The organism is Mesorhizobium sp. M1307 (assembly GCF_040318155.1).
In the GTDB taxonomy this organism is placed as follows: domain Bacteria; phylum Pseudomonadota; class Alphaproteobacteria; order Rhizobiales; family Rhizobiaceae; genus Mesorhizobium.
Genome location: NZ_JAMYLR010000001.1, coordinates 374,030 through 399,534 on the forward strand (window position 1 = coordinate 374,030; position 25,505 = coordinate 399,534).

37 protein-coding genes are annotated in these 25,505 nt (G+C 61.7%); 3 read left to right on the plus strand and 34 right to left on the minus strand.

Going from position 1 to position 25,505, the window contains the following annotated elements; all coding sequences use genetic code 11:
- Positions 1 to 26 precede the first annotated feature (26 nt).
- From NKH16_RS01825 to NKH16_RS01835, 3 genes are all read right to left on the minus strand, one after another.
- Positions 27 to 857, minus strand: coding sequence for an aspartyl/asparaginyl beta-hydroxylase domain-containing protein (locus tag NKH16_RS01825; protein WP_352698804.1), 831 nt, complete (start codon positions 855 to 857; stop codon positions 27 to 29).
- Positions 858 to 993: 136 nt separating this feature from the next.
- Positions 994 to 2,304 (minus strand): replication-associated recombination protein A, encoded by a 1,311-nt coding sequence (locus NKH16_RS01830; protein ID WP_352698802.1) that lies wholly within the window; start codon positions 2,302 to 2,304, stop codon positions 994 to 996.
- Between the two features lie 43 nt (positions 2,305 to 2,347).
- On the minus strand, positions 2,348 to 3,835 hold the full coding sequence (locus NKH16_RS01835; RefSeq protein WP_352748794.1) for a DegQ family serine endoprotease: 1,488 nt from the start codon (positions 3,833 to 3,835) through the stop codon (positions 2,348 to 2,350).
- Between the two features lie 132 nt (positions 3,836 to 3,967).
- On the opposite strand from NKH16_RS01835, the gene NKH16_RS01840 reads away from it, so the two are divergent.
- Entirely contained in the window at positions 3,968 to 4,636 is a 669-nt protein-coding gene (locus NKH16_RS01840; protein WP_352898070.1) for a hypothetical protein, read from the plus strand.
- A 22-nt stretch (positions 4,637 to 4,658) separates the two neighbouring features.
- Here NKH16_RS01840 and rplQ read toward each other — a convergent pair whose 3' ends face one another.
- The 31 genes from rplQ to rpsL form a co-directional block, all read right to left on the minus strand.
- On the minus strand, positions 4,659 to 5,090 hold the full coding sequence (gene rplQ, locus NKH16_RS01845; protein WP_023675127.1) for a 50S ribosomal protein L17: 432 nt from the start codon (positions 5,088 to 5,090) through the stop codon (positions 4,659 to 4,661).
- A gap of 43 nt (positions 5,091 to 5,133) precedes the next feature.
- Positions 5,134 to 6,144 (minus strand): DNA-directed RNA polymerase subunit alpha, encoded by a 1,011-nt coding sequence (locus tag NKH16_RS01850; RefSeq protein ID WP_023675128.1) that lies wholly within the window; start codon positions 6,142 to 6,144, stop codon positions 5,134 to 5,136.
- A gap of 104 nt (positions 6,145 to 6,248) precedes the next feature.
- Entirely contained in the window at positions 6,249 to 6,638 is a 390-nt protein-coding gene (rpsK, locus tag NKH16_RS01855; protein ID WP_006205444.1) for a 30S ribosomal protein S11, read from the minus strand.
- 143 nt (positions 6,639 to 6,781) lie between these two features.
- Positions 6,782 to 7,150 (minus strand): 30S ribosomal protein S13, encoded by a 369-nt coding sequence (rpsM, locus tag NKH16_RS01860; RefSeq protein WP_006205445.1) that lies wholly within the window; start codon positions 7,148 to 7,150, stop codon positions 6,782 to 6,784.
- A 198-nt stretch (positions 7,151 to 7,348) separates the two neighbouring features.
- The gene (locus tag NKH16_RS01865; protein ID WP_352458551.1) at positions 7,349 to 7,960 is read right to left on the minus strand and encodes an adenylate kinase; all 612 of its coding nucleotides are present in this window, start codon (positions 7,958 to 7,960) and stop codon (positions 7,349 to 7,351) included.
- A complete protein-coding gene (secY, locus tag NKH16_RS01870; RefSeq protein ID WP_023675130.1) occupies positions 7,957 to 9,297 on the minus strand; it encodes a preprotein translocase subunit SecY in 1,341 nt (446 codons plus the stop codon). The genes NKH16_RS01865 and secY overlap by 4 nt, the downstream gene beginning before the upstream one ends.
- Before the next feature lie 191 nt (positions 9,298 to 9,488).
- Positions 9,489 to 9,962: a 50S ribosomal protein L15 gene (rplO, locus tag NKH16_RS01875; protein ID WP_352451045.1), complete on the minus strand. Its 474-nt coding sequence runs from the start codon at positions 9,960 to 9,962 to the stop codon at positions 9,489 to 9,491.
- Between the two features lie 22 nt (positions 9,963 to 9,984).
- Complete coding sequence (rpmD, locus tag NKH16_RS01880) at positions 9,985 to 10,182, minus strand: 50S ribosomal protein L30 (protein WP_006205449.1); 198 nt, start codon at positions 10,180 to 10,182, stop codon at positions 9,985 to 9,987.
- A 24-nt stretch (positions 10,183 to 10,206) separates the two neighbouring features.
- The gene (gene rpsE, locus NKH16_RS01885; protein ID WP_006333394.1) at positions 10,207 to 10,770 is read right to left on the minus strand and encodes a 30S ribosomal protein S5; all 564 of its coding nucleotides are present in this window, start codon (positions 10,768 to 10,770) and stop codon (positions 10,207 to 10,209) included.
- 154 nt (positions 10,771 to 10,924) lie between these two features.
- Positions 10,925 to 11,284: a 50S ribosomal protein L18 gene (rplR, locus tag NKH16_RS01890; RefSeq protein ID WP_023675132.1), complete on the minus strand. Its 360-nt coding sequence runs from the start codon at positions 11,282 to 11,284 to the stop codon at positions 10,925 to 10,927.
- Positions 11,285 to 11,369: 85 nt separating this feature from the next.
- On the minus strand, positions 11,370 to 11,903 hold the full coding sequence (gene rplF, locus NKH16_RS01895) for a 50S ribosomal protein L6 (protein WP_023675133.1): 534 nt from the start codon (positions 11,901 to 11,903) through the stop codon (positions 11,370 to 11,372).
- 89 nt (positions 11,904 to 11,992) lie between these two features.
- Entirely contained in the window at positions 11,993 to 12,391 is a 399-nt protein-coding gene (gene rpsH, locus NKH16_RS01900) for a 30S ribosomal protein S8 (RefSeq protein ID WP_006205453.1), read from the minus strand.
- Between the two features lie 12 nt (positions 12,392 to 12,403).
- Positions 12,404 to 12,709: a 30S ribosomal protein S14 gene (gene rpsN, locus NKH16_RS01905; protein ID WP_023675134.1), complete on the minus strand. Its 306-nt coding sequence runs from the start codon at positions 12,707 to 12,709 to the stop codon at positions 12,404 to 12,406.
- Positions 12,710 to 12,735: 26 nt separating this feature from the next.
- Complete coding sequence (rplE, locus tag NKH16_RS01910) at positions 12,736 to 13,314, minus strand: 50S ribosomal protein L5 (protein ID WP_008875670.1); 579 nt, start codon at positions 13,312 to 13,314, stop codon at positions 12,736 to 12,738.
- Positions 13,307 to 13,621 carry a 50S ribosomal protein L24 gene (rplX, locus tag NKH16_RS01915; protein ID WP_254817150.1) on the minus strand — a complete coding sequence of 105 codons (315 nt, stop codon included), beginning with the start codon at positions 13,619 to 13,621 and terminating at the stop codon, positions 13,307 to 13,309. The genes rplE and rplX overlap by 8 nt, the downstream gene beginning before the upstream one ends.
- A 12-nt stretch (positions 13,622 to 13,633) precedes the next feature.
- The gene (gene rplN / locus NKH16_RS01920; RefSeq protein WP_006205457.1) at positions 13,634 to 14,002 is read right to left on the minus strand and encodes a 50S ribosomal protein L14; all 369 of its coding nucleotides are present in this window, start codon (positions 14,000 to 14,002) and stop codon (positions 13,634 to 13,636) included.
- A gap of 82 nt (positions 14,003 to 14,084) precedes the next feature.
- The gene (gene rpsQ / locus NKH16_RS01925) at positions 14,085 to 14,324 is read right to left on the minus strand and encodes a 30S ribosomal protein S17 (protein ID WP_023675136.1); all 240 of its coding nucleotides are present in this window, start codon (positions 14,322 to 14,324) and stop codon (positions 14,085 to 14,087) included.
- An 11-nt stretch (positions 14,325 to 14,335) separates the two neighbouring features.
- A complete protein-coding gene (gene rpmC, locus NKH16_RS01930; RefSeq protein ID WP_006205459.1) occupies positions 14,336 to 14,536 on the minus strand; it encodes a 50S ribosomal protein L29 in 201 nt (66 codons plus the stop codon).
- 13 nt (positions 14,537 to 14,549) lie between these two features.
- Entirely contained in the window at positions 14,550 to 14,963 is a 414-nt protein-coding gene (gene rplP / locus NKH16_RS01935) for a 50S ribosomal protein L16 (protein ID WP_006205460.1), read from the minus strand.
- Between the two features lie 27 nt (positions 14,964 to 14,990).
- Positions 14,991 to 15,716 (minus strand): 30S ribosomal protein S3, encoded by a 726-nt coding sequence (gene rpsC / locus NKH16_RS01940; RefSeq protein ID WP_023675137.1) that lies wholly within the window; start codon positions 15,714 to 15,716, stop codon positions 14,991 to 14,993.
- Positions 15,716 to 16,105, minus strand: a complete 390-nt coding sequence (gene rplV, locus NKH16_RS01945) for a 50S ribosomal protein L22 (protein WP_006205462.1) — start codon at positions 16,103 to 16,105, stop codon at positions 15,716 to 15,718. The genes rpsC and rplV overlap by 1 nt, the downstream gene beginning before the upstream one ends.
- A gap of 2 nt (positions 16,106 to 16,107) precedes the next feature.
- The gene (gene rpsS, locus NKH16_RS01950; protein ID WP_006205463.1) at positions 16,108 to 16,386 is read right to left on the minus strand and encodes a 30S ribosomal protein S19; all 279 of its coding nucleotides are present in this window, start codon (positions 16,384 to 16,386) and stop codon (positions 16,108 to 16,110) included.
- Positions 16,387 to 16,402: 16 nt separating this feature from the next.
- On the minus strand, positions 16,403 to 17,236 hold the full coding sequence (gene rplB / locus NKH16_RS01955) for a 50S ribosomal protein L2 (protein ID WP_023675138.1): 834 nt from the start codon (positions 17,234 to 17,236) through the stop codon (positions 16,403 to 16,405).
- 22 nt (positions 17,237 to 17,258) lie between these two features.
- Positions 17,259 to 17,552: a 50S ribosomal protein L23 gene (locus NKH16_RS01960; RefSeq protein WP_023675139.1), complete on the minus strand. Its 294-nt coding sequence runs from the start codon at positions 17,550 to 17,552 to the stop codon at positions 17,259 to 17,261.
- Positions 17,549 to 18,169 (minus strand): 50S ribosomal protein L4, encoded by a 621-nt coding sequence (gene rplD, locus NKH16_RS01965; RefSeq protein ID WP_023675140.1) that lies wholly within the window; start codon positions 18,167 to 18,169, stop codon positions 17,549 to 17,551. Before rplD ends, NKH16_RS01960 begins: the two co-directional genes overlap by 4 nt.
- On the minus strand, positions 18,169 to 18,897 hold the full coding sequence (gene rplC, locus NKH16_RS01970; protein ID WP_352748790.1) for a 50S ribosomal protein L3: 729 nt from the start codon (positions 18,895 to 18,897) through the stop codon (positions 18,169 to 18,171). Before rplC ends, rplD begins: the two co-directional genes overlap by 1 nt.
- Positions 18,898 to 18,993: 96 nt before the next feature.
- Positions 18,994 to 19,302, minus strand: coding sequence for a 30S ribosomal protein S10 (rpsJ, locus tag NKH16_RS01975; RefSeq protein WP_006205468.1), 309 nt, complete (start codon positions 19,300 to 19,302; stop codon positions 18,994 to 18,996).
- 63 nt (positions 19,303 to 19,365) lie between these two features.
- On the minus strand, positions 19,366 to 20,541 hold the full coding sequence (gene tuf, locus NKH16_RS01980) for an elongation factor Tu (protein ID WP_254817137.1): 1,176 nt from the start codon (positions 20,539 to 20,541) through the stop codon (positions 19,366 to 19,368).
- A 67-nt stretch (positions 20,542 to 20,608) separates the two neighbouring features.
- Positions 20,609 to 22,699, minus strand: coding sequence for an elongation factor G (gene fusA, locus NKH16_RS01985; RefSeq protein WP_023680448.1), 2,091 nt, complete (start codon positions 22,697 to 22,699; stop codon positions 20,609 to 20,611).
- 30 nt (positions 22,700 to 22,729) lie between these two features.
- Entirely contained in the window at positions 22,730 to 23,200 is a 471-nt protein-coding gene (gene rpsG, locus NKH16_RS01990) for a 30S ribosomal protein S7 (protein ID WP_008875664.1), read from the minus strand.
- 85 nt (positions 23,201 to 23,285) lie between these two features.
- Entirely contained in the window at positions 23,286 to 23,657 is a 372-nt protein-coding gene (gene rpsL / locus NKH16_RS01995; RefSeq protein ID WP_006333356.1) for a 30S ribosomal protein S12, read from the minus strand.
- Between the two features lie 462 nt (positions 23,658 to 24,119).
- Between rpsL and NKH16_RS02000 the strand changes: the two genes are divergently transcribed.
- Both NKH16_RS02000 and NKH16_RS02005 read left to right on the plus strand, forming a co-directional pair.
- Entirely contained in the window at positions 24,120 to 24,401 is a 282-nt protein-coding gene (locus tag NKH16_RS02000) for a transcriptional regulator (protein ID WP_352898075.1), read from the plus strand.
- 134 nt (positions 24,402 to 24,535) lie between these two features.
- A complete protein-coding gene (locus NKH16_RS02005; protein ID WP_352749284.1) occupies positions 24,536 to 25,465 on the plus strand; it encodes a Gfo/Idh/MocA family protein in 930 nt (309 codons plus the stop codon).
- Positions 25,466 to 25,505: the final 40 nt, after the last annotated feature.

The window sequence follows — 25,505 nt, forward strand, 5'->3', positions numbered from 1 at the left end:
TTCCTCGCGCCGGTCACACCACGGTGTCAGGCGGCTCCGGCCTTCTTCGGCTTGCTGGAGCCGATCATCTTCCAGTTCTTGTAGAACATGGCATTGATGCGCTCGACGCTGACCGAAACGATGGCGAGAAGAGCGGCGATTAGGCCCGGGAATGGCGATGGCCGGATGATGTCCATGAACACGCAGTAGCGGCGCCCATCATATTCGTTGACCGAGCGGTGCAGCAGCGTGTCGTCGAAAATATAGAGCGGATTGTCGTGCCAGTAGTTCCTGGCGTTGTTGCACTCGACGAAAACCTCGGCCTTCACCGGGAGAAGATTGTAGAGAATGCGCAGGCTGAGCCGCAGCGGTCCGAAATGCCAGGAGGTCGATTCCTTGCCTCTGAACACCGACACGGCGATGGTCTTGATATATTTGAAATCCTTGTTGAATTCGGCGACGTTGTCGATCTTGTGCTTGCCGTACCACTGGTAGACATACATGCCGCGCCGGCCGCTGCCGAAATTGGCGTCGATATCGGCGATGATCTCGTCCTTGCGCGCCTTGAAGACGTCCAGAACCTCGTTGACCTCACGCTGATAGTCCGGAGGAAACTGGTCCAGTTTCCAGACACCGCGGTTTCTGTAGCACAGCAGATCGACCAGCAGATTGAAGGGCGAAAGCAGCCAGGTGAAGATGCCGTTGCCGAGAAAATAACCACTGAACAGCGCCCAGTTCTTGTTGTCATTGCGCAACACGTCGACCAGGCCGAGGACAATGAAAATTGTCGTCAGGATGGGAATGAAATAGAAGCCGAGCGCCAGCAGCGGGATCGCCATGGCGAACTTTCGAAGGGTCTTGCGAGTTTTTTTTGTCATTTTTCCACGCGCCAGGCGCGATTCCGTTCTGAATATCGTCGGTACGTTTCTGGCCTGTCCGCCGGCCGGAGGCGCATCTTGATAGGGTTTTTTATCCCGCCAGACAACGGCGATCACACCAGTGTGCGACTGGCAGCTACTTTTCCCGCTCGCTGCGCAGCTTCGCCCAATAATCCAGCCGCTTCCTGATATCGCGCTCGAAGCCGCGCTCGGGCGGGTCGTAGAATGTCTGCCTTCCCATCTTCTCCGGAAAATAGTCCTGGCCGGAAAAAGCGTCGGGTTCGTCGTGGTCGTAGCGGTAGCCGGCGCCGTAATCTTCCTGTTTCATCAGCTTGGTCGGCGCATTGAGAATGTGCTTGGGCGGCAGCAGCGAACCGAATTCCTTCGCTGCCTGTGTGGCGGCCTTGAACGCGGTATAGACTGCATTGGATTTCGGCGCGGTGGCGAGATAGACGGTCGCCTCGGCGAAGGCCAGTTCGCCCTCGGGCGAGCCCAGATAGTCATAGGCGTCCTTGGCGGCGTTAGCGACGACGAGCGCCTGCGGGTCGGCCAGCCCGATATCCTCCATCGCCATGCGCACCAACCGGCGCCCGAGATAAAGCGGATCTTCGCCGGCGTCGAACATGCGGGCGAGATAGTAGAGTGCCGCGTCGGGGTCGGAGCCGCGCACCGATTTGTGCAAGGCGGAGATCAAATTGTAGTGGCCGTCCTGTCCCTTGTCGTAGATCGGCGCGCGGCGCTGGACGATGCGCTGCAGGGCTTCGGCGCCGAACACCTCCTTTGATTTCGCTGCGCGCCAGACCTCTTCGGCGAGCGTCAGCGCCGCGCGGCCGTCGCCATCGCTCATGCGGATGAGCATCGCCCGTGCCTCGTCATCGAGCGGCAGCGCCCTGCCCTCTGCCTCCTCGGCCCGCGCCAGCAGCTTGGCGATGCTGTCCTCGCCGAGCGAGTGGAAGACCAGCACACGCGCGCGCGACAACAGCGCGGCGTTAAGCTCGAAGGACGGATTCTCCGTGGTGGCGCCGACCAGCACGACGGTGCCGTCTTCCATCACGGGCAGAAAACTGTCCTGCTGGGCGCGGTTGAAGCGATGGATCTCGTCGACGAACAGCAGTGTCTGGCGGCCGTTGGAGCGGCGCAGCTTCGCTGCCTCGAACACTTTCTTCAGGTCGGCAACGCCGGAAAACACCGCCGAGATCTGTTCGAAGGCGAGGCTTGTCTCGCCGGCAAGCAGCCGTGCGACCGTGGTCTTGCCGGTGCCGGGCGGGCCCCAGAAAATCATCGAGCCGAGCGAGCCGGAGCCGATCAGCCGCGTCAGCGCGCCGTCGGATCCGGTCAGATGCTCCTGGCCGACGACCTCGCCGAGGTTCTTCGGACGCAGACGGTCCGCCAGCGGCCTGCCGGGCGGCGTCTTTTCCGGTTCATCGACACTGAACAGATCGGCCATGCAACTTCTTCTGCCTAGAGCCCGATCATGCTGACGTTCGGGCTCAGTAACGCAACACCTGGCGCAGTATCTGCCCGCCGCGCTCGACGGTAAAGCGCCACCAGCGCGTATCCTGCTGGGCTACCTGTTCCAAGGTCGCCGCCTTGTCGATCGTCAGGCCATTGACCTCACGCACGATGTCGCCTGGCTGGAAGCCAAAATCGGCAGCAGGCGAATCGCGGTTGATGTCGACCACGGTGACGCCTTTGACATCGGTGCGCAGACCGAGCCGTTGGGCAAGCCGTGGCGACAGTTCAGCAACCTTGGCACCGGAAAACGGGCTGCGGCCGCGCAATGTGAGTTCCGCAGCTTTGGCGCCCTCAGGCGGCCGTTCCAGCGCGATGTCCATCGTCGCCTGCTGACCCTTGCTCAGAACGCCGAAGCTGGCATTCGTACCAATCGACAGCGTCGCCATCCGGTAGTCCAGCGCCCCGACGCTCTCGACCGGCTTGCCATTGAGCGACAGCACTACGTCGCCCGGCTTGAGCCCTGCCTTGGCGGCGGGTCCCGCCTCTTCGACCGAAGAAACCAGCGCGCCGGTCGGTTTGTCGATGCCAAGCGATTCGGCAATCTGCGGCGTCACCGCCTCGAACTCGGCACCGGCATACGGCCGCTCGAAGAAGTCGAGCCCGGCCTTGGCCGCGTCGGCGAAGGCGCGAACCATGTTCGAAGGGATGGCAAAGCCGATGCCGATCGAGCCGCCGCTACGGCTATAGATCGCCGTGTTGATGCCGATCAGCTGCCCTCCCATGTTGACCAGCGCGCCACCGGAATTGCCGGGGTTGATGGCGGCGTCGGTCTGGATGAAGAAGCTGGAATCGGAGACGCCGATATGGCTGCGCGCCACCGCCGAAATGATGCCGCTGGTGGTGGTCTGGCCGACACCGAACGGATTGCCGATCGCCAGCACCAGATCGCCGACCTCGAGCGCGTCGGAATCGCCGATAGCGATCACCGGGAACGGCTTGTCAGAAGAAATCTTGAGCACGGCGAGATCGAGCGTCTCGTCCTTAAGCAGTACCTTGCTGTCGAATTCGCGCCCATCGGCAGTCGCGACCTTGACCTGGTCAGCGTCCTTGACAACGTGGAAATTGGTGACCACGACACCGGTGGGATCGACCAGCACCCCCGAACCGAGCGAAGACTGCGCGCGCGGCTGCGAGCGGCCGAAGAACTCCTCGAAGAACGGATCGCCGTCGAAGGGCGACGTCACCTTGGCGGTCTGCGAGGCGTAGACATTGACCACGGCCGGCGCCGTCTGCTTGACCAGCGGCGCGAAGGACAGTTGCACCTCCTCGCGGCCGAACGGCACGCGCTTGTCGGGGCCGGAAGTGGCGTTTTCGCCTTCGACGCCATGCAATAGATCCGTCAGCACGTCGGACAAACCGGGATCTGGCTTGTTCTCCTCCGCCAGCGCGTGCCTGGCCGCCGGCACGATGGCCAACGCCATCAAGGCGCAGATCAGAACAAGGGACAGCCGTTTAACGCGCATTCCGAATCCTCCAAGTCGGGCGCCATTGTCCTGACGATTGTGCAAAATGAAAGGCTAAGCCGCTGAAATCGGATTATTTTGGGTGGCAAAGCAGTTATAGGTCGAGGCGAAACCGGAAAGCCGTGTCGGCAAATGAAAAAACCGCTCGTTTCATTCCGTGATTTTTTGAAGACCGGCACTTTGGGGCCTGTTATCCCCGGCATGAAAATGATCGAAATTGCCGAAGCGTTCGGCGCGCCGGATGATTGGATCACCAAGTATGCCGAGACGATTCCCGTCTATTGGATATATGGTCAGCTCGAAGCTTCCTTTGATAACGAGCCGCCTCACGATCTGAATTGGTTTCAGATCGAACATGTGCATGCCATCCGCGGCAAGACCGAGCGCATAACCGACCAATTTGCTCTTTCAATGGATGGGTTCGACAGCAGAACAAAGCCATCGGAATTCCTGAACGCGGGCCTGTGGACACCAGAAGAAGCTATGGTCTTCTACATCGCATCGAGGAACGACATCGACCTGAACATCTGCGCGGGTCCGATCCAGATTTATTTCCGCGTTGATACCGACTTCATCGAAGATCGGGACGCCGAAAAATATCTGAACGGCGTGACTGTGTCCCAATTGATAAGCGATATCGATCACCGAACGGAGATCGACAGTGTTTATTCCTATTCGCATCCCGCAATCGAGCAAATAACAAACGCGATTGATTGGAAGTCAATAAGCGGAAGAAACTACCTCAACTTTGCTCGGCAAAAGGTAGCCGCCCCAATGAAAAAGGGGCCGCAGGCCCCTTAAACTCACACAGAAAAACCGAGCCTTATGCGGCTGCGGCTTCCTCTTCGGTGCCTTCGGCCTCGATGCGGGCGCGATCGCCGGCGCCCTTGGCAGAGGTGTCGCGGTCGACGAATTCGATGACGGCCATTGCGGCATTGTCACCGTGGCGGAAGCCCGCCTTCATGATGCGCAGATAGCCGCCGTTGCGGGTGGCGTAGCGCGGCGCGATGGTATCGAACAGGCGCTTTACGACGCCTTCATTGCCGATCTGGGCAATCACCTGGCGGCGAGCGTGTAGGTCGCCGCGCTTGCCGAGCGTCACCAGCTTCTCGACGATCGGACGCAAATCCTTCGCCTTCGGCAGCGTTGTGAGAATCTGCTCGTGCTCGATAAGCGACACGGCAAGGTTGGCAAACATCGACTTGCGATGGCTTATGCTGCGGGCGAACCGGCGGCCTTTAAATCCGTGGCGCATGGCTCTTCTCCTTCATTGCGGGTTCAAGAGGCTCTCTCAAGCCTCAATATTGATCTTCGTAACGCTTGGCGAGGTCTTCGATGTTTTCCGGCGGCCAGTCCGGCACTTCCATGCCGAGATGCAGGCCCATCGCCGCCAGGACTTCCTTGATCTCGTTCAGCGACTTGCGGCCGAAGTTCGGGGTGCGCAGCATCTCGGCTTCGGTCTTCTGGATCAGGTCGCCGATATAGACGATGTTGTCGTTCTTCAGGCAGTTGGCCGAACGCACCGAAAGCTCGAGCTCGTCGACCTTCTTGAGCAGCGCCGGGTTGAAGGCAAGCTCGGTAACCTGTTCGGCGGCGACTTCCTTCTGCGGCTCGTCGAAATTGACGAACAGGCCGAGCTGGTCCTGCAGGATGCGAGCGGCGAAGGCCACCGCGTCCTCGCCCGAAATCGAACCGTCGGTCTCGATGGTCATGGTCAGCTTGTCATAGTCGAGAACCTGGCCCTCGCGGGTGTTCTCGACCTTGTAGGAGACTTTCTTGACCGGCGAATACAGGCTGTCGACGGGGATCAGCCCGATCGGCGCGTCCTCGGCGCGGTTACGGTCGGCCGGGACATAGCCCTTGCCGGTATCGACGGTGAATTCCATGCGGATTTCGGCGCCTTCGTCCAGCGTGCAGATGACGTGGTCGGGATTGAGGATCTCGACGTCGCCGACCGTCTGGATGTCGCCGGCGAGAACCGCGCCCGGTCCCTGCTTGCGGACGACCATGCGCTTGGGGCCGTCGCCTTCCATGCGGATGGCGATTTCCTTGATATTCAAAACGATGTCGGTCACGTCCTCGCGGACGCCGGCGATGGACGAGAATTCATGCAGAACGCCGTCGATCTGCACGGCGGTTACAGCCGCGCCACGCAGCGAAGACAGAAGCACGCGGCGCAGCGCGTTGCCGAGGGTGAGGCCGAAGCCGCGCTCGAGCGGCTCGGCGACCAGCGTGGTCAGCGTCTTCTTCTTCGACGAGAACTCGATCTTGTTCGGCTTGATCAGTTCTTGCCAATTTTTCTGGATCATAGTGCTTTCCTTCCGTTGTCCCGCCACCATCCAATCGTGGCGGGCGACCTGGAATGCCGTGGAGGAGCGCCCTTGAGGCGCTCGCGCGGCGTTCGGTAAATTCTTTAGACGCGGCGCTTCTTGCGCGGGCGGCAGCCATTGTGCGGGATCGGCGTCACATCACGGATCGAGGTGATGGTGAAGCCGGCAGCCTGCAGCGCGCGCAGCGCCGATTCACGACCGGAGCCGGGTCCACAGACCTCGACCTCGAGCATGCGCATGCCGTGTTCCTGGGCCTTCTTGGCAACATCTTCTGCGGCCATCTGGGCAGCGAACGGGGTCGACTTGCGCGATCCCTTGAAGCCCTGGGCTCCGGCCGACGACCAGGCAATCGAGTTACCCTGCGCGTCGGTGATGGTGATCATCGTGTTGTTGAAGGTCGAATTGACGTGGGCAACGCCCGACGAGATGTTCTTGCGTTCGCGACGGCGAACACGGGCGGCTTCCTTGGCCATGATGGTCCTTTCAGTTGATCTCTACACCGCCGTAATGCCAGCGGCTCCACCTGGTGAATGGTGAATGGTAAAATGGTGAATGGCCACAACGTCGGCTCTTGGCCTTCGTCACCATTCACTATTCACCATTGACCATTCACAAATTACTTCTTCTTTCCGGCAATCGACTTGGCCGGGCCCTTACGGGTGCGCGCATTGGTATGCGTGCGCTGACCACGAACCGGCAGTGAGCGGCGGTGACGCAGGCCGCGGTAGCAGCCGAGGTCCATGAGCCGCTTGATGTTCATCGACACTTCGCGGCGCAGGTCGCCCTCGACCTGGTAGTCGCGGTCGATGGTCTCGCGGATCTGCAGCACTTCCGCGTCGGTCAGCTGGTTGACGCGACGCTCGGCCGGGATGCCGACCTTGTCGACGATCTCCTGGGCGAACTTCTTGCCAATGCCGTGAATGTATTGAAGCGCGATGACGACGCGCTTGTTAGTCGGAATATTGACGCCGGCTATACGAGCCATGTTCTTCTCTTCTCCATATAGGCCGGACGAGCCGGCGCTTCAAGTTGCCCCGCGTCCGGTGGAGGCCGGCCCTTGCGGGAGTTTCCAGTTCAAAGCGGCCTGCCTTGCCCTTGCGGACAAGCAAGCCTCATGCCTGATAGGAAGACGGGCCGCCATACCCCAGCGGACCGCTCCAGTCAAGCGCAATCGTTCGATTCTCTAGCCGGCCGCCTGGCCAACTTTCCGGGTCGTCGCCCTGAGCACCGCCTCGATCTGCTGCGTCACCGCATCGATGTCGGCCATGCCATCGACGCCCCTGAGTTTGCCCTTGGCGTAGTAGTAGCCGATCAGCGGCGAGGTTTTCTTGTAATATTCCCTCAAGCGTTCTTCGAACACCGCTGGACTGTCGTCCTTGCGCACCGGCAGGCCTGCGGCCTTGGCGTCTTCGGCGCGCTTGACGATTCGGCCAACCAGCGCCTTGTCATCGACGACAAATTCGATGACCGCATCTAGCTCCAGTCCGCGATCCGACAGCATTTCCTCAACGGCATCCGCTTGCACCAGAGTTCGGGGATACCCGTCAAGGATGAAGCCGTTTGCGCAATCAGCTTGATCGATACGCTCGGCCACGATGGCGTTGACGATAGCGTCGGACACCAGTTCGCCAGCGTCCATCACCGCCTTGGCGCGCTTGCCGACTTCGGTGCCAGCCTGGACAGCAGCACGCAGCATGTCCCCCGTGGAAAGCTGTGGGATGCCGTGTCGTTCTACCAGTCTTAGTGCTTGTGTCCCCTTGCCCGCCCCCGGCGGTCCAAGCAATATCAACCTCATCTGGCCTTTTTCCCCCCGCGCAGCTTCGACTTCTTGATCAGGCCCTCATACTGGTGCGCGATCAGGTGACCCTGAATCTGCGCCACCGTATCGAGCGTTACACTGACCACGATCAGGAGCGAAGTGCCACCAAGGTAGAACGGTACGCCAGTCGCTGAAATCAGGAACTCGGGCAGCAGACACACCAGCACCAGATAAATGGCGCCGACGACGGTGATGCGGGTGAGCACATAGTCAATATAGTCCGCAGTGCGCTCGCCCGGACGATAGCCCGGGATGAAGCCCGAATGCTTCTTGAGCTGGTCGGCGGTGTCCTTCGGATTGAAGACGATCGCCGTATAGAAGAAGGCGAAGAACACGATCATCGCCGCGTAGAAGGCCATATAGAGCGGCTGGCCGTGGCCGAGCGCCGCCAGGATGGTGCTGGCCCATGCAGGCATATTGGTGGTCTGCGAGAAGCCCGCAACCGTTGCCGGAAGCAGCAGCAGCGACGAGGCGAAGATCGGCGGAATGACGCCGGAGGTGTTAAGCTTCAGCGGCAGATGCGAGGTATCGCCCTGGAACATGCGATTGCCGACCTGGCGCTTGGGATACTGGATCAGCAGGCGGCGCTGGGCGCGCTCGAAGAAGACGATCAGCGCGATGACGATGATGGCCAGCACGATGATCGCCAGGATCAGGCCGGTCGACAAGGCGCCGGTGCGGCCAAGCTCCAGCGTGCCGGAGATGGCGCGCGGCAGGCCGGCGACGATGCCGGAGAAGATGATCAGCGAAATGCCGTTGCCGATGCCGCGAGCAGTGATCTGCTCGCCAAGCCACATCAGGAACATGGTGCCGCCGACCAGCGTGACGACGGTAGAGATGCGGAAGAACATGCCGGGATCGTTGACGATGCCGTTGCCGCCCTCAAGCCCGACCGAAATGCCGTACGCCTGAACCAGCGCCAGAAGCACGGTGCCGTAGCGCGTGTACTGGTTGATGATCTTGCGGCCCTGCTCGCCTTCCTTCTTCAGCGCTTCCAGCGACGGAATGACCGAGGTCATCAGCTGCATGATGATGGAGGCCGAGATATAGGGCATGATGCCGAGGGCAAAGATCGCCATGCGCTGCACGGCGCCGCCGGCGAACATGTTGAACATGCCGAGCACGCCCTTGCTCTGCGACGAGAAGGCCTGGGCGAAAGCGTCGGGATTGATGCCGGGCAGCGGAATATAGGTGCCAAGACGGTAGACGAGCAGCGCGCCGATGGTGAACCAGATGCGCTTCTTCAGATCCTCGGCTTTGGCGAAGGCCGAAAAATTCAGATTCGAGGCCAGTTGTTCAGCAGCCGAAGCCATGCCTGATTCTCCGCTTGGTCACGCTCGATGCCCGCAGCTCAGGCGGCGCGTGTCACCGAAGCTCACGAGATAAGCTCCGGACTGCAAACATGCAAGCGGCCGCGTTGATGCGGCCGCCACATCTGTCGGATCAAAGCACGACCGCAGGCAAAACCGAATTCCACCTTTGCCGACCGTGCTTCAAATTGCCGTTACTCGGCGGCTGCCTGCTCAGGCAACTTCACCGAGCCGCCGGCCTTTTCGATCTTCTCGACCGCGGCCTTGGAAGCACCGGCAACGTCGAAGGCAAGCTTGGCCTTGATGTCGCCGTCCGAAAGGATGCGCACGCCGTCCTTGACGCGACGGATGACGCCGGCCGCAACCAGCGCCTCGGCCGTTACAACTGTCTTAGCGTCGAGCTTCTTGGCATCGAGCGCCGCCTGGATGCGGGCCAGCGACACGACGGTGAAGCTCTTGGCGAAGATATTGTTGAAGCCGCGCTTCGGCAGGCGGCGGTAGAGCGGCATCTGGCCACCCTCGAAGCCGTTGACGGCGACGCCGGAGCGCGCCTTCTGGCCCTTGACGCCGCGACCGGCGGTCTTGCCCGAACCGGAACCGATGCCACGGCCGAGACGCTTCTTGGAGTGCGTCGCGCCGTCCTTGTCACGCAGATCATTGAGTTTCATCTGGGTTCTCCTGCGCTCTGGCTCAGCCCTCGTCCACGACGCGGACGAGATGCTGGACGGCAGCGATCATGCCGCGCACCGAGGGCGTATCCTCCAGCGTGCGCTGCTTGTGCATCTTGTTGAGGCCGAGGCCGACCAGCGTTGCCCGCTGCTCCTTCGGCCGGCGGATCGGCGAACCGATCTGCTCGACGGTGATGGTCTTGGTTGCTTTCTTGGCCATGGTCAAATCCCTGGTCAGCGTCGACTATTCTTCAGCCGCAACGGCGGTGCCGCGGCGGGCCTGAAGGGTCGAATACTTGATGCCGCGCGCGGCAGCCACATCCTTCGGATGCATCTGGCTCTTCAGCGCGTCGAAAGTGGCACGAACCATGTTGTAGGGGTTCGAAGAACCCATCGACTTGGCGACCACGTCATGCATGCCGAGCGTCTCGAAAACGGCGCGCATCGGGCCGCCGGCGATTATGCCGGTACCTTGCTTGGCAGCGCGCAGCAGAACACGTCCCGCACCCCAGCGTCCCTCGACGTCGTGGTGCAGCGTACGGCCCGAGCGCAGCGGCACGAAGATCATGTCGCGCTTGGCCGATTCGGTCGCCTTGCGGATCGCCTCCGGCACTTCGCGCGCCTTGCCGTGACCGAAGCCGACGCGGCCCTTCTGGTCGCCGACGACGACAAGTGCCGCAAAGCCGAAGCGCCGGCCGCCCTTGACGACTTTGGCGACACGGTTGATGTGGACGAGCTTGTCGACCATGCCGTCGTCGCGCTCTTCGCGATCACGGCCGCGGCCGCCATCCCTACGTTCCTGTGCCATATCCTGTTCCTTGTTTTTTTCCGGAAGCACGGTTGATGATGATATCCGGCACCTCTGCGGGTCGCCGGGGGCGAAACTCTTTTTTCCTTCGCATGATCTTATCCGAAAAGTCTGCAACTTTTTGCTGCGCTGACCTTCGGTTCGGGATCATGCTCTAGAAGCTCAGACCACCTTCACGGGCAGCCTCGGCCAGCGCCTTGACGCGGCCGTGGTAGATATAGGCGCCGCGGTCGAAGACGACTTCCTTGACGCCGGCCTTCGAGGCGCGTTCGGCGATCAGCTTTCCGATGGCAGCTGCAGCCGCGGTGTCGGCGCCGGTCTTGAGCGAGCCCTTGAGCTCCTTCTCGAGCGTCGAAGCAGCCGCGATGGTGTGGCCCTTGGCGTCGTCGATCACCTGGACATAGATGTTCTTCGACGTGCGATGGACCGACAAGCGCGGACGATCGCCGGCAACCTTCTTGATCTGGCGGCGAACGCGCTGAGCGCGGCGTTGGGTGGATTCTTTCGAGCCCATGATATCAGTTCCTTGCCTTCAAAAAACGGGGGCAACCATATGCGGTAGGACAAGCCTCCCGCGACCGCTCCCCGCGGCGTTAAAATTACTTCTTCTTGCCTTCCTTGCGGACGATCTTCTCGCCAGCATAGCGGACACCCTTGCCCTTGTAGGGCTCGGGGCTACGATACTCGCGGATCTCGGCGGCGACCTGGCCGACCTGCTGCTTGTCGATGCCGGTCACCGTGATTTCCGTCGGCTTCGGCACCGAAATCGTCACGCCCTGCGGCGTCTCGTAGACGACGTCATGGCTGAAGCCGAGCGCCAGCTGCAGGTTCTTGCCTTGCATGGCGGCACGATAGCCGACGCCGGTGATCTCGAGCTTCTTTTCGAAGCCGTCCTTGACGCCCTGCAGGATATTGACGATCTGCGTGCGCGACATGCCCCACTTGGAACGGGCAGTCTTGGTCTGGTCGCGCGGCTGGACAGCGATCTCGCTGCCTTCCATCTTGACCAGCACTTCGTCGTTCACCACGAACTTCAGCTCGCCCTTAGGACCCTTCGCCGTCACGGTCTGGCCGTTGACGGTCGCGGTCACGCCCTGCGGCAGCGAAACGGGTTTCTTTCCAATACGAGACATTTTGTTGTCCTCGTCACTTCTCTTGTTTCAGGTCTCGGCTTTCGGGACTAGATCCCGAAAACCTGTTTCCAACCGGGTCACATACCAGATCAGAAGATCTGGCAGAGGATTTCCCCGCCGACATTCTGTTCACGCGCTTCGTGGTCGGCCATCACGCCCTTCGGCGTCGAAAGGATGGCGATGCCGAGGCCGTTGGCGACGTGCGGTATCGACTTGGCCGAAACGTAGACGCGGCGGCCGGGCTTCGAGACCCGAGCGATTTCGCGCACCACCGGCGCACCATCGAAATACTTCAGCTCGATCTCGATTTCGGACTTGCCGTTGTCGAAGTCGGTCTGGCTGTAGTCGCGGATATAGCCTTCCGCCTTCAGCACGTCGAGGACGCGGGTACGCAGGCGCGAGGCCGGCGTCGAAACGCTCGACTTCTTGCGGCCATACGCGTTGCGGATGCGGGTCAGCATATCGCCGAGAGGATCGCTCAATGACATGTTATGTCCTCCTTACCAGCTCGACTTGACCAGGCCCGGGATCTGGCCGTTATTGCCGAGATCACGAAGCGCGATACGCGATACTTTGAGCTTGCGATAATAGGCACGCGGACGTCCGGTGACTTCGCAGCGGTTGCGAATGCGGGTCTTGGCCGAGTTGCGCGGCAGCGCCGAAAGCTTCAGCTGGGCGCGGAAGCGCTCTTCCATCGGCTTGGACTGATCCATGATGATCGCCTTGAGCACCTTGCGCTTGGCAGCGAACTGGTCCGCAAGCTTGCGGCGCCTGTTGTTCTTCTCGACTGAGCTGGTCTTTGCCATTTCAGATTTTCCTTTTCTCGCTGCCGTTACTGGCGGAAGGGGAAGTTGAAGGCCTTGAGCAATGCCCTGGCTTCGTCGTCCGTCTTCGCAGTCGTACAAACGATGACGTCCATGCCCCAGATCTGATCAACCTTGTCGTAGTTGATCTCCGGAAACACGATGTGTTCCTTGATGCCCATGGCATAGTTGCCACGGCCATCGAAGCTCTTCGGATTAAGTCCGCGAAAGTCGCGGACGCGCGGCAGTGCGATGTTCACGAGGCGGTCGAGGAACTCGTACATGCGTTCCTTGCGTAGCGTGACCTTGGCGCCGATCGGCATCTTTTCGCGGACCTTGAAGCCGGCGATCGAGTTGCGGGCGCGGGTGACAACGGCCTTCTGGCCGGCGATCATCGCAAGGTCTTCCGCCGCGATCGAAGGCTTCTTCGAATCGCCAGTCGCCTCGCCGACGCCCATGTTCAGCACGATCTTGTCGATGCGCGGAACCTGCATCTCGTTCTCGTAGCCGAACTGCTCCTGCAGCGCCTTGCGGATGGTCTCGTTGTAGACCTGCTTGAGGCGCGGCGTGTTCTGGGCAGTTGCCTGCTTGGTTTGAGCCTTAGCCATTGATGACTTCTCCCGAGCGCTTGGCGACGCGCACCTTCTTGCCGTCCTTCTGGAAGATGAAGCCGACGCGGGTCGGCTTGCCATCCTTGGGGTCGGCCAGCGCGATGTTCGACAGCTGGATCGGCGCTTCCTTGGTGATGATCCCGCCCTCTTGGGACTGGGACTGCTTCTGGTGACGACGGATCAGGTTGACGCCGCGCACCAGCGCGGTGTCATCCTTCGGCTGTACCGAAAGGACTTCGCCCGAACGGCCCTTGTCCTTGCCGGCCAGCACGACGACCTTGTCGCCTTTTCTAATCTTTTGCATTGGTCCGGCTCCTTACAGCACTTCAGGCGCGAGCGAGATGATCTTCATGTGGTTCTTGGCGCGGAGTTCGCGCGGAACCGGTCCGAAGATACGCGTGCCGATCGGCTCTTTCTTGTTGTCGACGAGAACGGCTGCGTTCTTGTCGAAACGGATCACGCTGCCGTCCGGGCGGCGGATGTCCTTGGCCGTGCGAACCACGACCGCCTTCATCACATCGCCCTTCTTGACGCGGCCGCGCGGGATGGCTTCCTTGATCGACACCACGATGATGTCGCCCACGGAAGCGTATTTCCGCTTCGAGCCGCCCAGCACCTTGATGCACATGACACGACGGGCGCCGGAATTATCCGCGACGTCGAGGTTTGTTTGCATCTGAATCATGACTGGCCGCCTTCTTCTTTTCTAACGGGACGGGTTTCTCACCCCTCCCCGGTCTGTCCAAAATTCGTTTCGTTAGCCCTGATCAGGCCTGGTCCGAAGACACCACGACCCAGCGCTTGTCCTTGGAAATCGGCTTCGATTCCTGGATGAACACCTGATCGCCGACCTTGTGGGCGTTGTTCTCGTCGTGCGCCTTGTACTTCTTGGTCATGCGCACGGTCTTCTTCATCACGGGATGCGTGAAGCGCCGTTCGACCTTGACGACAACCGTCTTCTCGTTCTTGTCGCTGACGACGGTGCCCTGCAGAATGCGCTTTGGCATGGTTTTCGTCCTTAAGCCTTCTTGGCCGCGGATTTTTCCGCAGCGATGGTCTTGATACGCGCAATGTCCTTGCGGACCTGCCTCACGCGCGCGGTCTTCTCAAGCTGGCCGGTGGCCTTCTGGAAGCGCAGGTTGAACTGCTCCTTCTTCAGGCTGGCCAGGTCGTCGGTCAGCTGGTCCTGGGTCTTGGTCCGGATGTCTTCGGCTTTCATGATCAGCCCGTCCTTATTCTGCGATGCGCTGTACGAAGCGCGTCCTGACCGAGAGCTTGGCCGCGCCGAGACGCAGCGCCTCACGGGCGGTTTCCTCGTTGACGCCGTCGATCTCGAACATGATGCGGCCCGGCTTGACGCGTGCCGCCCAGTAGTCGACCGCGCCCTTGCCCTTACCCATACGGACTTCGGTCGGCTTCGACGTCACCGGCACGTCCGGGAAGATACGGATCCACACGCGGCCGGCACGCTTCATCTCGCGGGTGATCGCGCGGCGGGCCGCCTCGATCTCACGCGCGGTGACGCGGTTCGGCTCAAGCGCCTTCAGCCCGAAACCACCGAAATCCAGGTTGGTGCCGCCCTTGGCGGTACCGTGGATGCGGCCCTTGAACTGCTTGCGGAACTTTGTGCGCTTTGGCTGCAGCATCGTTCTAACTCCAAATTCCTAAATGTCTTACGCGTTTTCGCGACGGCGACCGCGTTCGCGCTCACCACCACCGCCATGCGCATGATCGCCCTCGGTGGCGCGGCGCTCCGAAGCCATCGGGTCGTGCTCGAGGATTTCGCCCTTGAACACCCAGACCTTGACGCCGCAGATGCCGTAGGCCGTATTCGCCTCGGCCGTGCCGTAGTCGACGTCGGCACGCAGCGTATGCAGCGGCACGCGGCCTTCACGATACCATTCCATGCGCGCGATCTCGGCGCCGCCGAGACGGCCGGCGCAGTTGATGCGGATGCCTTCGGCACCGAGGCGCATCGCCGACTGCACGGCACGCTTCATGGCGCGGCGGAACGCGATGCGGCGCTCGAGCTGCTGGGCGATCGACTGGGCGACCAAGGTCGCGTCGATCTCCGGCTTGCGCACTTCGACGATGTTCAGATGCGTCTCGGACTTGGTCATCTCCATCAGCTTCTTGCGAAGCTTCTCGATGTCGGCGCCCTTCTTGCCGATGATCAGGCCCGGACGCGCCGCATGGATGGTGACGCGGCACTTCTTGTGCGGACGCTCGATCACGACCTTCGAGATCGCAGCCTGCTTGAGTTCCTTCTCAAGATATTTGCGGATCTTGATGTCCTCGTGCAGCAGCTTGCCGTACTCGCCGGTGTTCGCGAACCAGCGCGAATCCCAGGTGCGGTTGATGCCGAGACGCAGACCGATCGGATTGACTTTCTGGCCCATTATGCGGCCTCCCCTTTTTCTTCGACTTCACGAACGACGATCGTGAGGTGCGAGAACGGCTTCTCGATACGGCTGGCGCGACCACGGCCACGGGCATGGAACCGCTTCATGACGATCGACTTGCCGACATAGGCTTCCGCCACGATCAGCGCATCGACGTCGAGGTCGTGGTTGTTTTCCGCGTTGGCGATCGCCGATTCCAGCGTCTTCTTGACCGTGCCGGAAATCCGCTTGGCCGAGAATTCGAGGTCGGAAAGCGCTGTCGCGACCTTCTTGCCGCGGATCAACGCGGCAACCAGGTTCAGCTTCTGCGGGCTGATACGGATCGTGCGCAACACGGCGCGCGCTTCGTTGTCAGCAAGCCTGCGCGGAGCTTTGGCCTTGCCCATGATTATTTCCTCTTCGCCTTCTTATCCGCGCCGTGACCGTAATAGGTCCGGGTCGGAGCGAATTCACCGAACTTGTGACCGACCATGTCCTCGTTCACCGAGACGGGAACGTGCTTCTGGCCGTTGTAGACACCGAAGGTGAAGCCGACGAACTGCGGCAGGATGGTGGAGCGGCGGCTCCACATCTTGATCACCTCATTGCGACCACCTTCACGAACCTTGTCCACCTTCTTCAGAAGGTAGCCGTCGATGAAGGGGCCTTTCCAAATCGAACGAGTCACTTGGCGTTACCTCTTCTTAGCTCTTGCGCTGATGGCGCGAGCGCAGGATGAACTTGTCGGTCGCCTTGTTGGACCGCGTCTTCTTGCCCTTGGTCGGCTTGCCCCAGGGCGAAACCGGATGGCGGCCACCCGAGGTGCGGCCTTCGCCGCCGCCATGTGGATGGTCGACCGGGTTCATGGTCACGCCGCGATTGTGCGGACGTTTGCCGCGCCACACGGTGCGGCCTGCCTTGCCGTCATTGATGTTGCCGTGGTCCGGGTTAGACACGGCGCCGACAGTGGCCATGCAGGAGCCGTGGACGACACGCTGCTCGCCCGAATTGAGGCGCAGGATCGCCATGCCCTGGTCGCGGCCGACGAGCTGGCCATAACCGCCGGCCGAACGGGCGACCTGAGCGCCCTTGCCGGGCTTCAGCTCGATATTGTGGACGATCGTGCCGACCGGCATCGAAGCCAGCGGCATCGCGTTGCCCGGCTTCACGTCGACCGATTCACCGGCCACGATTTTGTCGCCGGGAGCCAGACGCTGCGGGGCGATGATGTAGGACAGCTCGCCATCGTCATACTTGATCAGCGCGATGAAGGCGGTGCGGTTCGGATCGTACTCGATACGCTCGACCGTGCCGACGACGTCGAACTTGCGGCGCTTGAAGTCGATGATACGGTAGGTGCGCTTGTGACCGCCGCCGATGAAGCGGGCCGTGATGCGTCCGTAATTGTTGCGGCCGCCCGACTTGGTCAGGCCTTCGGTCAGGCCCTTGACGGGCTTGCCCTTGTAGAGGCCCGAGCGGTCGACGATGACCAGCTGACGGGTGCTCGGCGTTACCGGGTTGAATTTTTTCAGTGCCATTGTTCTGTCCTCGCGACCTTGCTCAGAGACCCGTCGCGACGTCGATCGACTGGCCTTCGGCCAGCGTCACAACCGCCTTCTTGACGTCGCTCTGGCGGCCGATCGTGCCGCGGAAGCGCTTGATCTTGCCCTTGCGGACAAGCGTGTTCACGGCCATCACCTTGACGCCGAACAGCGCTTCGACGGCGGCCTTGATTTCCGGCTTCGACGCCTTCTTGGCGACATTGAAGACGACCTGGTTCTGCTCGGAAGCCATGGTCGACTTTTCGGTGATCGCCGGCGAGACGATCACGTCGTAATGACGAAGGTCGGTCATTTGAAGCGCTCCTCGAGAGCCTCGACGGCGGCCTTGGAAAGGACCAGCGTGCCGCGGCGCAGAATGTCGTAGACGTTGATGCCCTGGATGGGCAGCACGTCGATGTTCGGGATGTTGGTCGCCGCCAGCTTGAAATTCTTGTCAAGCTCGGCGCCGCCGATCACCAGGGCGTTGCTCAGGCCCAGCGTCGCGAAATTCGCGATCAGTGCCTTGGTCTTGGCCTCGGTCAGCTTCAGCTCGTCGATGATGATGATCGACGCGCTCTTGGCCTTGGCCGAAAGCGCATGCTTGAGGCCGAGTGCACGCACCTTCTTCGGCAGATCGTGCTCGTGGCTGCGCACGACCGGGCCGTGGGCCTTGCCGCCGCCGCGGAACTGCGGAGCGCGAGCCGAATGGTGACGGGCGCGGCCTGTACCCTTCTGCTTGTACATCTTGGCGCCGGTGCGGGCGATTTCCGCGCGACCCTTGGCCTTGTGGGTGCCCTGCTGCTTCTTGGCAAGCTGCCAGCGCACGACGCGCTGCAGGATGTCCTCGCGCGGATCAAGGCCAAAAATCTCTTCGGAGAGCTTCAGCTTGCCGGCGTCCTTGCCGCCAAGCGTTGTAATCTTGAGGTCCATTATTCCGCTCCCTCTGTGGCCGGGGCCTCGTTCGTGGCGGCACCGTCACTCGCAACGGCGCGGATCGCGGCGGGCTTCGGCGCATTGGCCGGAAGCGCCACCTTGGCCGCGTCGCGGACCAGGATCCATGCACCCTTCGAACCCGGGACCGCACCGCGGATCAGGATCAGGCCGCGATCGGCGTCGGTCGAGACGACCTCGACATTCTGCGTGGTGACGCGGGTGTCACCCATGTGGCCGGCCATATGCTTGCCCTTGAACACCTTGCCCGGATCCTGGCGCTGGCCGGTCGAGCCATGTGTACGGTGCGACACCGAGTTGCCGTGCGTCGCGCGGCCGCCACCCATGTGGTGCCGCTTGATGACGCCCTGGAAGCCTTTGCCGATCGTGGTCCCCGTCACATCGACCTTCTGGCCGACGACGAAGTGCTCGACGGTGATCTCGGCGCCAACATCGATCATGTTGTCGGCGGAGACGCGGAACTCGGCAACCTTGGCCTTGGGCTCGACGGAAGCGGTTGCGAAATGGCCGCGCATCGCCTTCGACGTGTTCTTCACCTTGGCAAGGCCAACGCCGAGCTGGACGGCGGTATAGCCGTTCTTCTCCTGCGTGCGCTGCGCCACGACCTGGCAGTTCTCCATCTGGAGAACAGTGACGGGAACATGTTCCCCCGCATCGTTGTAGATGCGGGTCATTCCCACCTTCTTTGCAATCACACCTGAACGCATCGGTTCAATTCCTTTAGAGTTCCCTGTCGGGGCTGTCGCCCCTCCACGCCTCTTGTTCCTTCAGAGTTCCGGGTCGCCCCGCTGACCTCTGGTTCCTTAGAGCTTGATCTCGACGTCGACACCGGCGGCCAGGTCGAGCTTCATCAAAGCATCGACCGTCTGCGGGGTCGGGTCGACGATGTCGAGCAGACGCTTGTGCGTGCGCATCTCGAACTGCTCGCGGCTCTTCTTGTCGACGTGAGGCGACCGGTTGACCGTGAACTTTTCGATCCGCGTCGGCAGCGGAATGGGGCCGCGGACGTTGGCGCCGGTGCGCTTGGCGGTCGACACGATTTCCCGTGTCGAGGCGTCGAGCACCCGGTGATCAAACGCCTTCAGGCGGATGCGGATATTCTGTCCGTTCATGCGTCACTTCCTTGTTCTGGCGCGGCGCGGGCAGCGCCCGCGACAGATCGGTTTAAGTCCAAATTACTCTTTGATGGTGACGACGATGCCGGCACCGACGGTGCGGCCGCCTTCACGGATGGCGAAGCGCAGCTTCTCTTCCATGGCGATCGGCACGATCAGCTCGACATCGACGGTGATGTTGTCGCCCGGCATCACCATCTCGGTGCCTTCCGGCAGCGACACGATGCCGGTCACGTCCGTCGTGCGGAAATAGAACTGCGGACGGTAGTTGGTGAAGAACGGCGTGTGGCGGCCGCCCTCGTCCTTGGTCAGGATGTAGGCTTCGGCAACGAACTTCTTGTGCGGCTTGACGGTGCCGGGCTTGGCCAGGACCTGGCCGCGCTCGACGCCTTCACGGTCGACACCGCGCAACAGCGCGCCGATGTTGTCGCCGGCCTGGCCCTGGTCGAGCAGCTTGCGGAACATCTCGACGCCCGTGCAGGTCGTCTTGGTGGTCGGACGGATGCCGACGATCTCCAGCTCCTCGCCGACCTTGACGACGCCGCGCTCGACGCGGCCGGTCACAACCGTGCCGCGGCCCGAGATCGAGAACACGTCCTCGATCGGCATCAGGAACGGCTTGTCGAGCGGACGAACCGGCGTCGGGATGTAGGCATCGACCGCAGCCATCAGTTCGCGGATGGCGTCCTCGCCGATCTTCTTGTCGCTGTCTTCAAGTGCGGCAAGCGCCGAACCCTTGACGATCGGAATGTCGTCGCCGGGGAACTCGTTCTTGGTCAAAAGCTCACGCACCTCGAGCTCGACCAGCTCGAGCAGCTCGGCGTCGTCGACCTGGTCGACCTTGTTCAAGAACACCACGATCGAGGGCACGCCGACCTGGCGGGCGAGCAGGATGTGCTCGCGGGTCTGCGGCATCGGGCCGTCGGCGGCCGACACCACCAGGATCGCGCCGTCCATCTGCGCGGCACCGGTGATCATGTTCTTGACGTAGTCGGCGTGGCCGGGGCAGTCGACATGGGCATAGTGGCGGTTGGCGGTCTCGTATTCGACGTGCGCCGTCGAAATGGTGATGCCGCGCGCCTTCTCTTCGGGCGCCGCATCGATCTGGTCGTAGCGCTTGTATTCGCCAAAATACTTGGTGATCGCCGCCGTCAGCGACGTCTTGCCATGATCGACGTGACCAATCGTGCCGATGTTCACATGAGGCTTAGTGCGCTCGAATTTACCTTTTGCCATGTGATCTCTCCATTCCTGCCAGCCCGTGCGGGCCTTGAATTAAGTTACTGATGCAACTCGTTTCGAGTTACGCGTATTTCTTCTGGACTTCCTGGGCGACCGCGGTCGGGACCGGCTCGTAGTGGTCGAACTGCATCGTGTAGGCCGCGCGGCCCTGGCTCATCGAGCGAAGGTTGTCCACGTATTTGAACATGTTGGCGAGCGGCACCATCGCGTTGATGACCACAGCCACGCCACGGGCTTCCTGGCCCTGGATCTGGCCGCGACGGCCGTTCAAGTCGCCGATAACGCTGCCGACGTAATCTTCCGGCGTCACCACTTCGACCTTCATGATCGGCTCGAGCAACTGCACGCCAAGCTTGGGCGCTGCTTCACGGAAGCAGGCGCGGCCGGCGATTTCGAAGGCCAGAACCGACGAGTCCACGTCGTGGTAGGCGCCATCGATCAGCGTCGCCTTGACGCCGATCATCGGGAAGCCGGCGAACGGGCCCGAGGTCATGACGCTGTTGATGCCCTTTTCGACACCGGGGATGTATTCCTTCGGCACAGCGCCGCCGACGATCTTGGTTTCGAACTCGAATTCGCTGCTTTCCGGATTCGGCTCGAACAGGATCTTGACGCGGGCGAACTGGCCGGTACCGCCGGTCTGCTTCTTGTGCGTGTAGTCCTGCTCGTGCTTGCGGGTGATCGTCTCGCGGTAGGCCACCTGCGGCGCGCCGACATTGGCCTCGACCTTGAACTCGCGGCGCATACGGTCGACGATGATGTCGAGGTGAAGCTCGCCCATGCCGGAAATGATCGTCTGGCCCGATTCCTCGTCGGTCTTGACGCGGAAGGACGGATCCTCGGCGGCCAGGCGGTGAAGGGCGAGACCCATCTTTTCCTGGTCGTTCTTGGTCTTCGGCTCGATGGCGATCTGGATGACCGGATCGGGGAATTCCATGCGCTCGAGGATGACCGGATGCAGCGGATCACTGAGCGTGTCGCCGGTGGTGGTGTCCTTGAGACCAGCGAGGGCGACGATGTCGCCGGCAAACGCCTCTTCGACGTCGGCGCGCGAATTCGCATGCATCTGCAGCATGCGGCCGATGCGCTCTTTCTTGCCCTTCACGGTGTTGTCGACCGAGATGCCCTTGGTGAGCTTGCCCGAATAGATGCGGGCAAAGGTGAGCGAACCGACGAACGGGTCGTTCATGATCTTGAAGGCGAGCATCGACAGCGGCTCGTTGTCGTCGGCATGACGCTCGATCTCGGCGTCGGTCTTGGCGTCGACGCCCTTGATGGCCGGGACATCGGCCGGCGACGGCAGATATTCGACGACGGCGTCGAGCAGCGGCTGCACGCCCTTGTTCTTGAAGGCCGAGCCGCAGAACATCGGATAGAACTTCACCGCAATCGTGCCCTTGCGGATGAGCGCACGGATCTCGTCGTTGCTCGGCATCTTGCCTTCGAGGTAATTCTCGAGCGCCGTCTCGTCCATTTCGACGGCGGCCTCGATCATCTTCTCGCGGTATTCTTCGGCACGAGCCTTGAGGTCGGCAGGGATCTCGACGATGTCCCAGGCAGCGCCCAGCGTCTCGTCGCGCCAGACCAGCGCGTTCATCTCGACGAGGTCGACGACACCCTTGAACTCCGTCTCGGCGCCGATCGGCAGCTGCATGACGACGGCATGTGCACCGAGGCGCGAACCGATCATCTCGACCGAGCGGTAGAAGTCGGCGCCGATCTTGTCCATCTTGTTGCAGAAGATCATGCGCGGCACGCGGTACTTGTCGGCCTGGCGCCAGACGGTTTCCGTCTGCGGCTCGACACCGGCATTGGCATCGAGCAGCGCGATGGCGCCGTCAAGCACGCGCAGCGAGCGCTCGACTTCAATGGTGAAGTCGACGTGGCCGGGGGTGTCGATGATGTTGAAGCGGTGCATCTTGCCGTCGCGACCCTTCCAGAAGGTCGTGGTCGCGGCGGACGTGATGGTAATGCCGCGCTCCTGCTCCTGCTCCATCCAATCCATGGTGGCAGCGCCGTCGTGGACTTCGCCGATCTTGTGCGACTTGCCCGTGTAATAGAGGACGCGCTCGGTGGTCGTCGTCTTGCCGGCGTCGATGTGCGCCATGATACCGAAATTGCGGTAGTCTTCGATTTTATATTCGCGGGCCATGGGAGGTGCCTCTTCAGTCTCGTTCGCGCTTTACCAGCGGTAGTGCGCGAAAGCGCGGTTGGCTTCTGCCATCTTGTGGGTGTCTTCACGCTTCTTGACGGCGGTGCCGCGGTTGTTGGCCGCGTCCATCAGCTCGCCGGAGAGGCGGTCGACCATAGTGGTCTCGTTGCGGTTGCGGGCGGCGGCAATCAGCCAGCGGATGGCCAATGCCTGACGGCGCTCGGGGCGCACGTCGACCGGAACCTGGTAGGTGGCGCCGCCGACGCGGCGCGAACGCACTTCCACATGCGGCGCGACATTGTCGAGCGCCTGATGGAAGACGGTGACCGGCTCCTGCTTGGTCTTGGACTGAACCTGGTCGAGCGCGCCGTAGACGATGGTCTCGGCAACCGACTTCTTGCCGTCATACATGACGGCGTTCATGAACTTGGTGACGATCAGATCGCCGAACTTCGGGTCCGGATTGATCTCACGCTTTTCTGCACTGTGACGACGGGACATTTTTTCTCTGCCTCAATTCTACGCGGTGGCCTGGATCCCGGATCGTCGCTTGACGCCGCCCGGAACGACCTTGGCTACGCTTCGGTCACTTCGGACGCTTGGCGCCGTATTTCGAACGGCGCTGCTTGCGGTTCTTCACGCCTTGCGTGTCGAGCACGCCGCGGATGATGTGGTAACGGACGCCCGGAAGATCCTTGACGCGACCGCCGCGGATCATCACCACCGAGTGCTCCTGAAGGTTGTGGCCTTCGCCGGGGATGTAACCGATCACTTCAAAACCATTGGTCAGGCGGATCTTGGCCACCTTGCGCAGCGCCGAGTTCGGCTTCTTCGGCGTCGTGGTGTAGACGCGCGTGCAGACGCCCCGCTTCTGCGGGTTCTGCTGCATGGCCGGGACCTTGTTGCGCTTCACCGGCGCAATGCGCGGCTTGCGGATCAGCTGGTTGACGGTAGGCATTAAACCCTCTTGTCTCTCAATTCCGTATCTCGCCCGGTCAGGGCCGCTCAAAGCGTCATTTCCATACGCAAATTCGGGCCACAAACCGCGCCTCGCGGTCTTGCCCGAACAAATGGCAGAGGAAGCGGAAGCCGCTTCATGCACGCCGGAAATGTCTTTTCGCTCGTAAAACGAACCCTGTTTGAGGCAAACTCCAAAGCGTGTCGCTTCGGAAGCAAGAGCCTCACATCGGTTCTGACTGGGCGGCTTCTACTCGTATGGCCACTGTCCGTCAACCCCGGAGCGGCAAATATTGCGCTGAACCCGAGGCGTGGCAGCCATGCGAAAAGCGCATGTAATTTTCTTGCGCCGTTTTTCAAGAGGAAGGCAGAAAGTGACCGGCTTGCCGCTGTTTCCAGGCCGTGCTTCGTGCGAAAAGGCGGCATGAGCAGCCCAAACCCCCTCGCCCGGAGGTACGAACCCGTGAATGACAATGAGGAGCGCCCGGTCACCATTATTACCGGGCGGGTGTGGAAGCGCAAAGGCGGCAGGCCGGAAGGCGTGCATGTGATGTTGGTCGCGCCGGACGACGATTCGGCGGTGCGCCGCGCTCTCGAATCGCTTGCCGCCGAAGGTTATGCCGAGGCCGAGCTCGACCAGATCGGCGACATGGACGGCGTGCCCGACGAGGAGCCGCATCTGTCCGCCTATCAGGGCGCGCTCGAAGGCGAAGTGTCGATCGTGACGTTCGATGTACCGATTTGAAGAGATTTGAAGAGATCTGAATCGCGGTCGATCTCGCAGGCCGGCGACACAAGCCCGGCGACTTGCCCGGCACAAGTTCTCTGCTAAGAAGCGACCTCTGGCAAAACCAAGCATACTCAACCTGCGGAGCTCCCATGTCCTCTAATCCCATCAAGCTCGGCATCGTCGGCGTGGGGAAGATCGTCCGCGACCAGCATCTGCCGGCGCTGGCGAAGGACCAGGATTATCGCCTGGTCGCCGCAGCGAGCCGGCATGGCAAAGTCGAAGACATCCCGAATTTCCCGACGATCGAGGCGATGCTCGACTCGGTGCCGGAGCTCGAGGCGGTGTCGCTGTGCATGCCGCCGCAGTTTCGTTACGACGCCGCGCGCTTGGCGCTCACGGCGAAAAAACATGTCTTCCTGGAGAAGCCGCCAGGCGCCACGGTCAGCGAGGTCGAAGACCTGAAGGCGATGGCGACAGCGAACGGCGTCTGCCTGTTCGCCAGCTGGCACTCGCGCTATGCGCCGGCTGTCGAAGCAGCGCGCACATTCCTCAGCTCGACTACGATCAGGTCGGCCGCCATCAACTGGAAGGAAGACGTGCGCCGCTGGCATCCGAACCAGGAGTGGATCTGGGCTCCCGGCGGCTTTGGCGTCTTCGATCCCGGCATCAACGCGCTGTCGATCGCTACCCACATCCTGCCGCCGATGTTCATCAGCTCGGCAGAGCTCGATTTCCCCGAGAACCGCGCGGCCCCGATCGCCGCCCATATCGCCTTCCGCACTTCGAACGGTCTGCCGGTGACGATGGAACTCGATTGGCGTCAGACCGGCCCGCAAAGCTGGGACATCCTGGCCGATACCGAGGCCGGATCGATGGTGCTTTCTGGCGGCGGCTCAAAGCTCGCCATCGATGGCCGCGTCGTTCACGAGGAGCCGGAAGCCGAATATCCGATGCTCTACAAGCGCTTCGCCGAGATCGTGCGCGCCGGCACCTCCGACGTCGATCTCGCGCCCCTGCAGCACGTCGCCGACGCCTTCATGCTGGGCAAGCGCAATGTGGTGCAAGCTTTTTTCGATTGACGAGTGGGCGCCGGCCGGATCGCAGGTCTGGTCGGCGCAC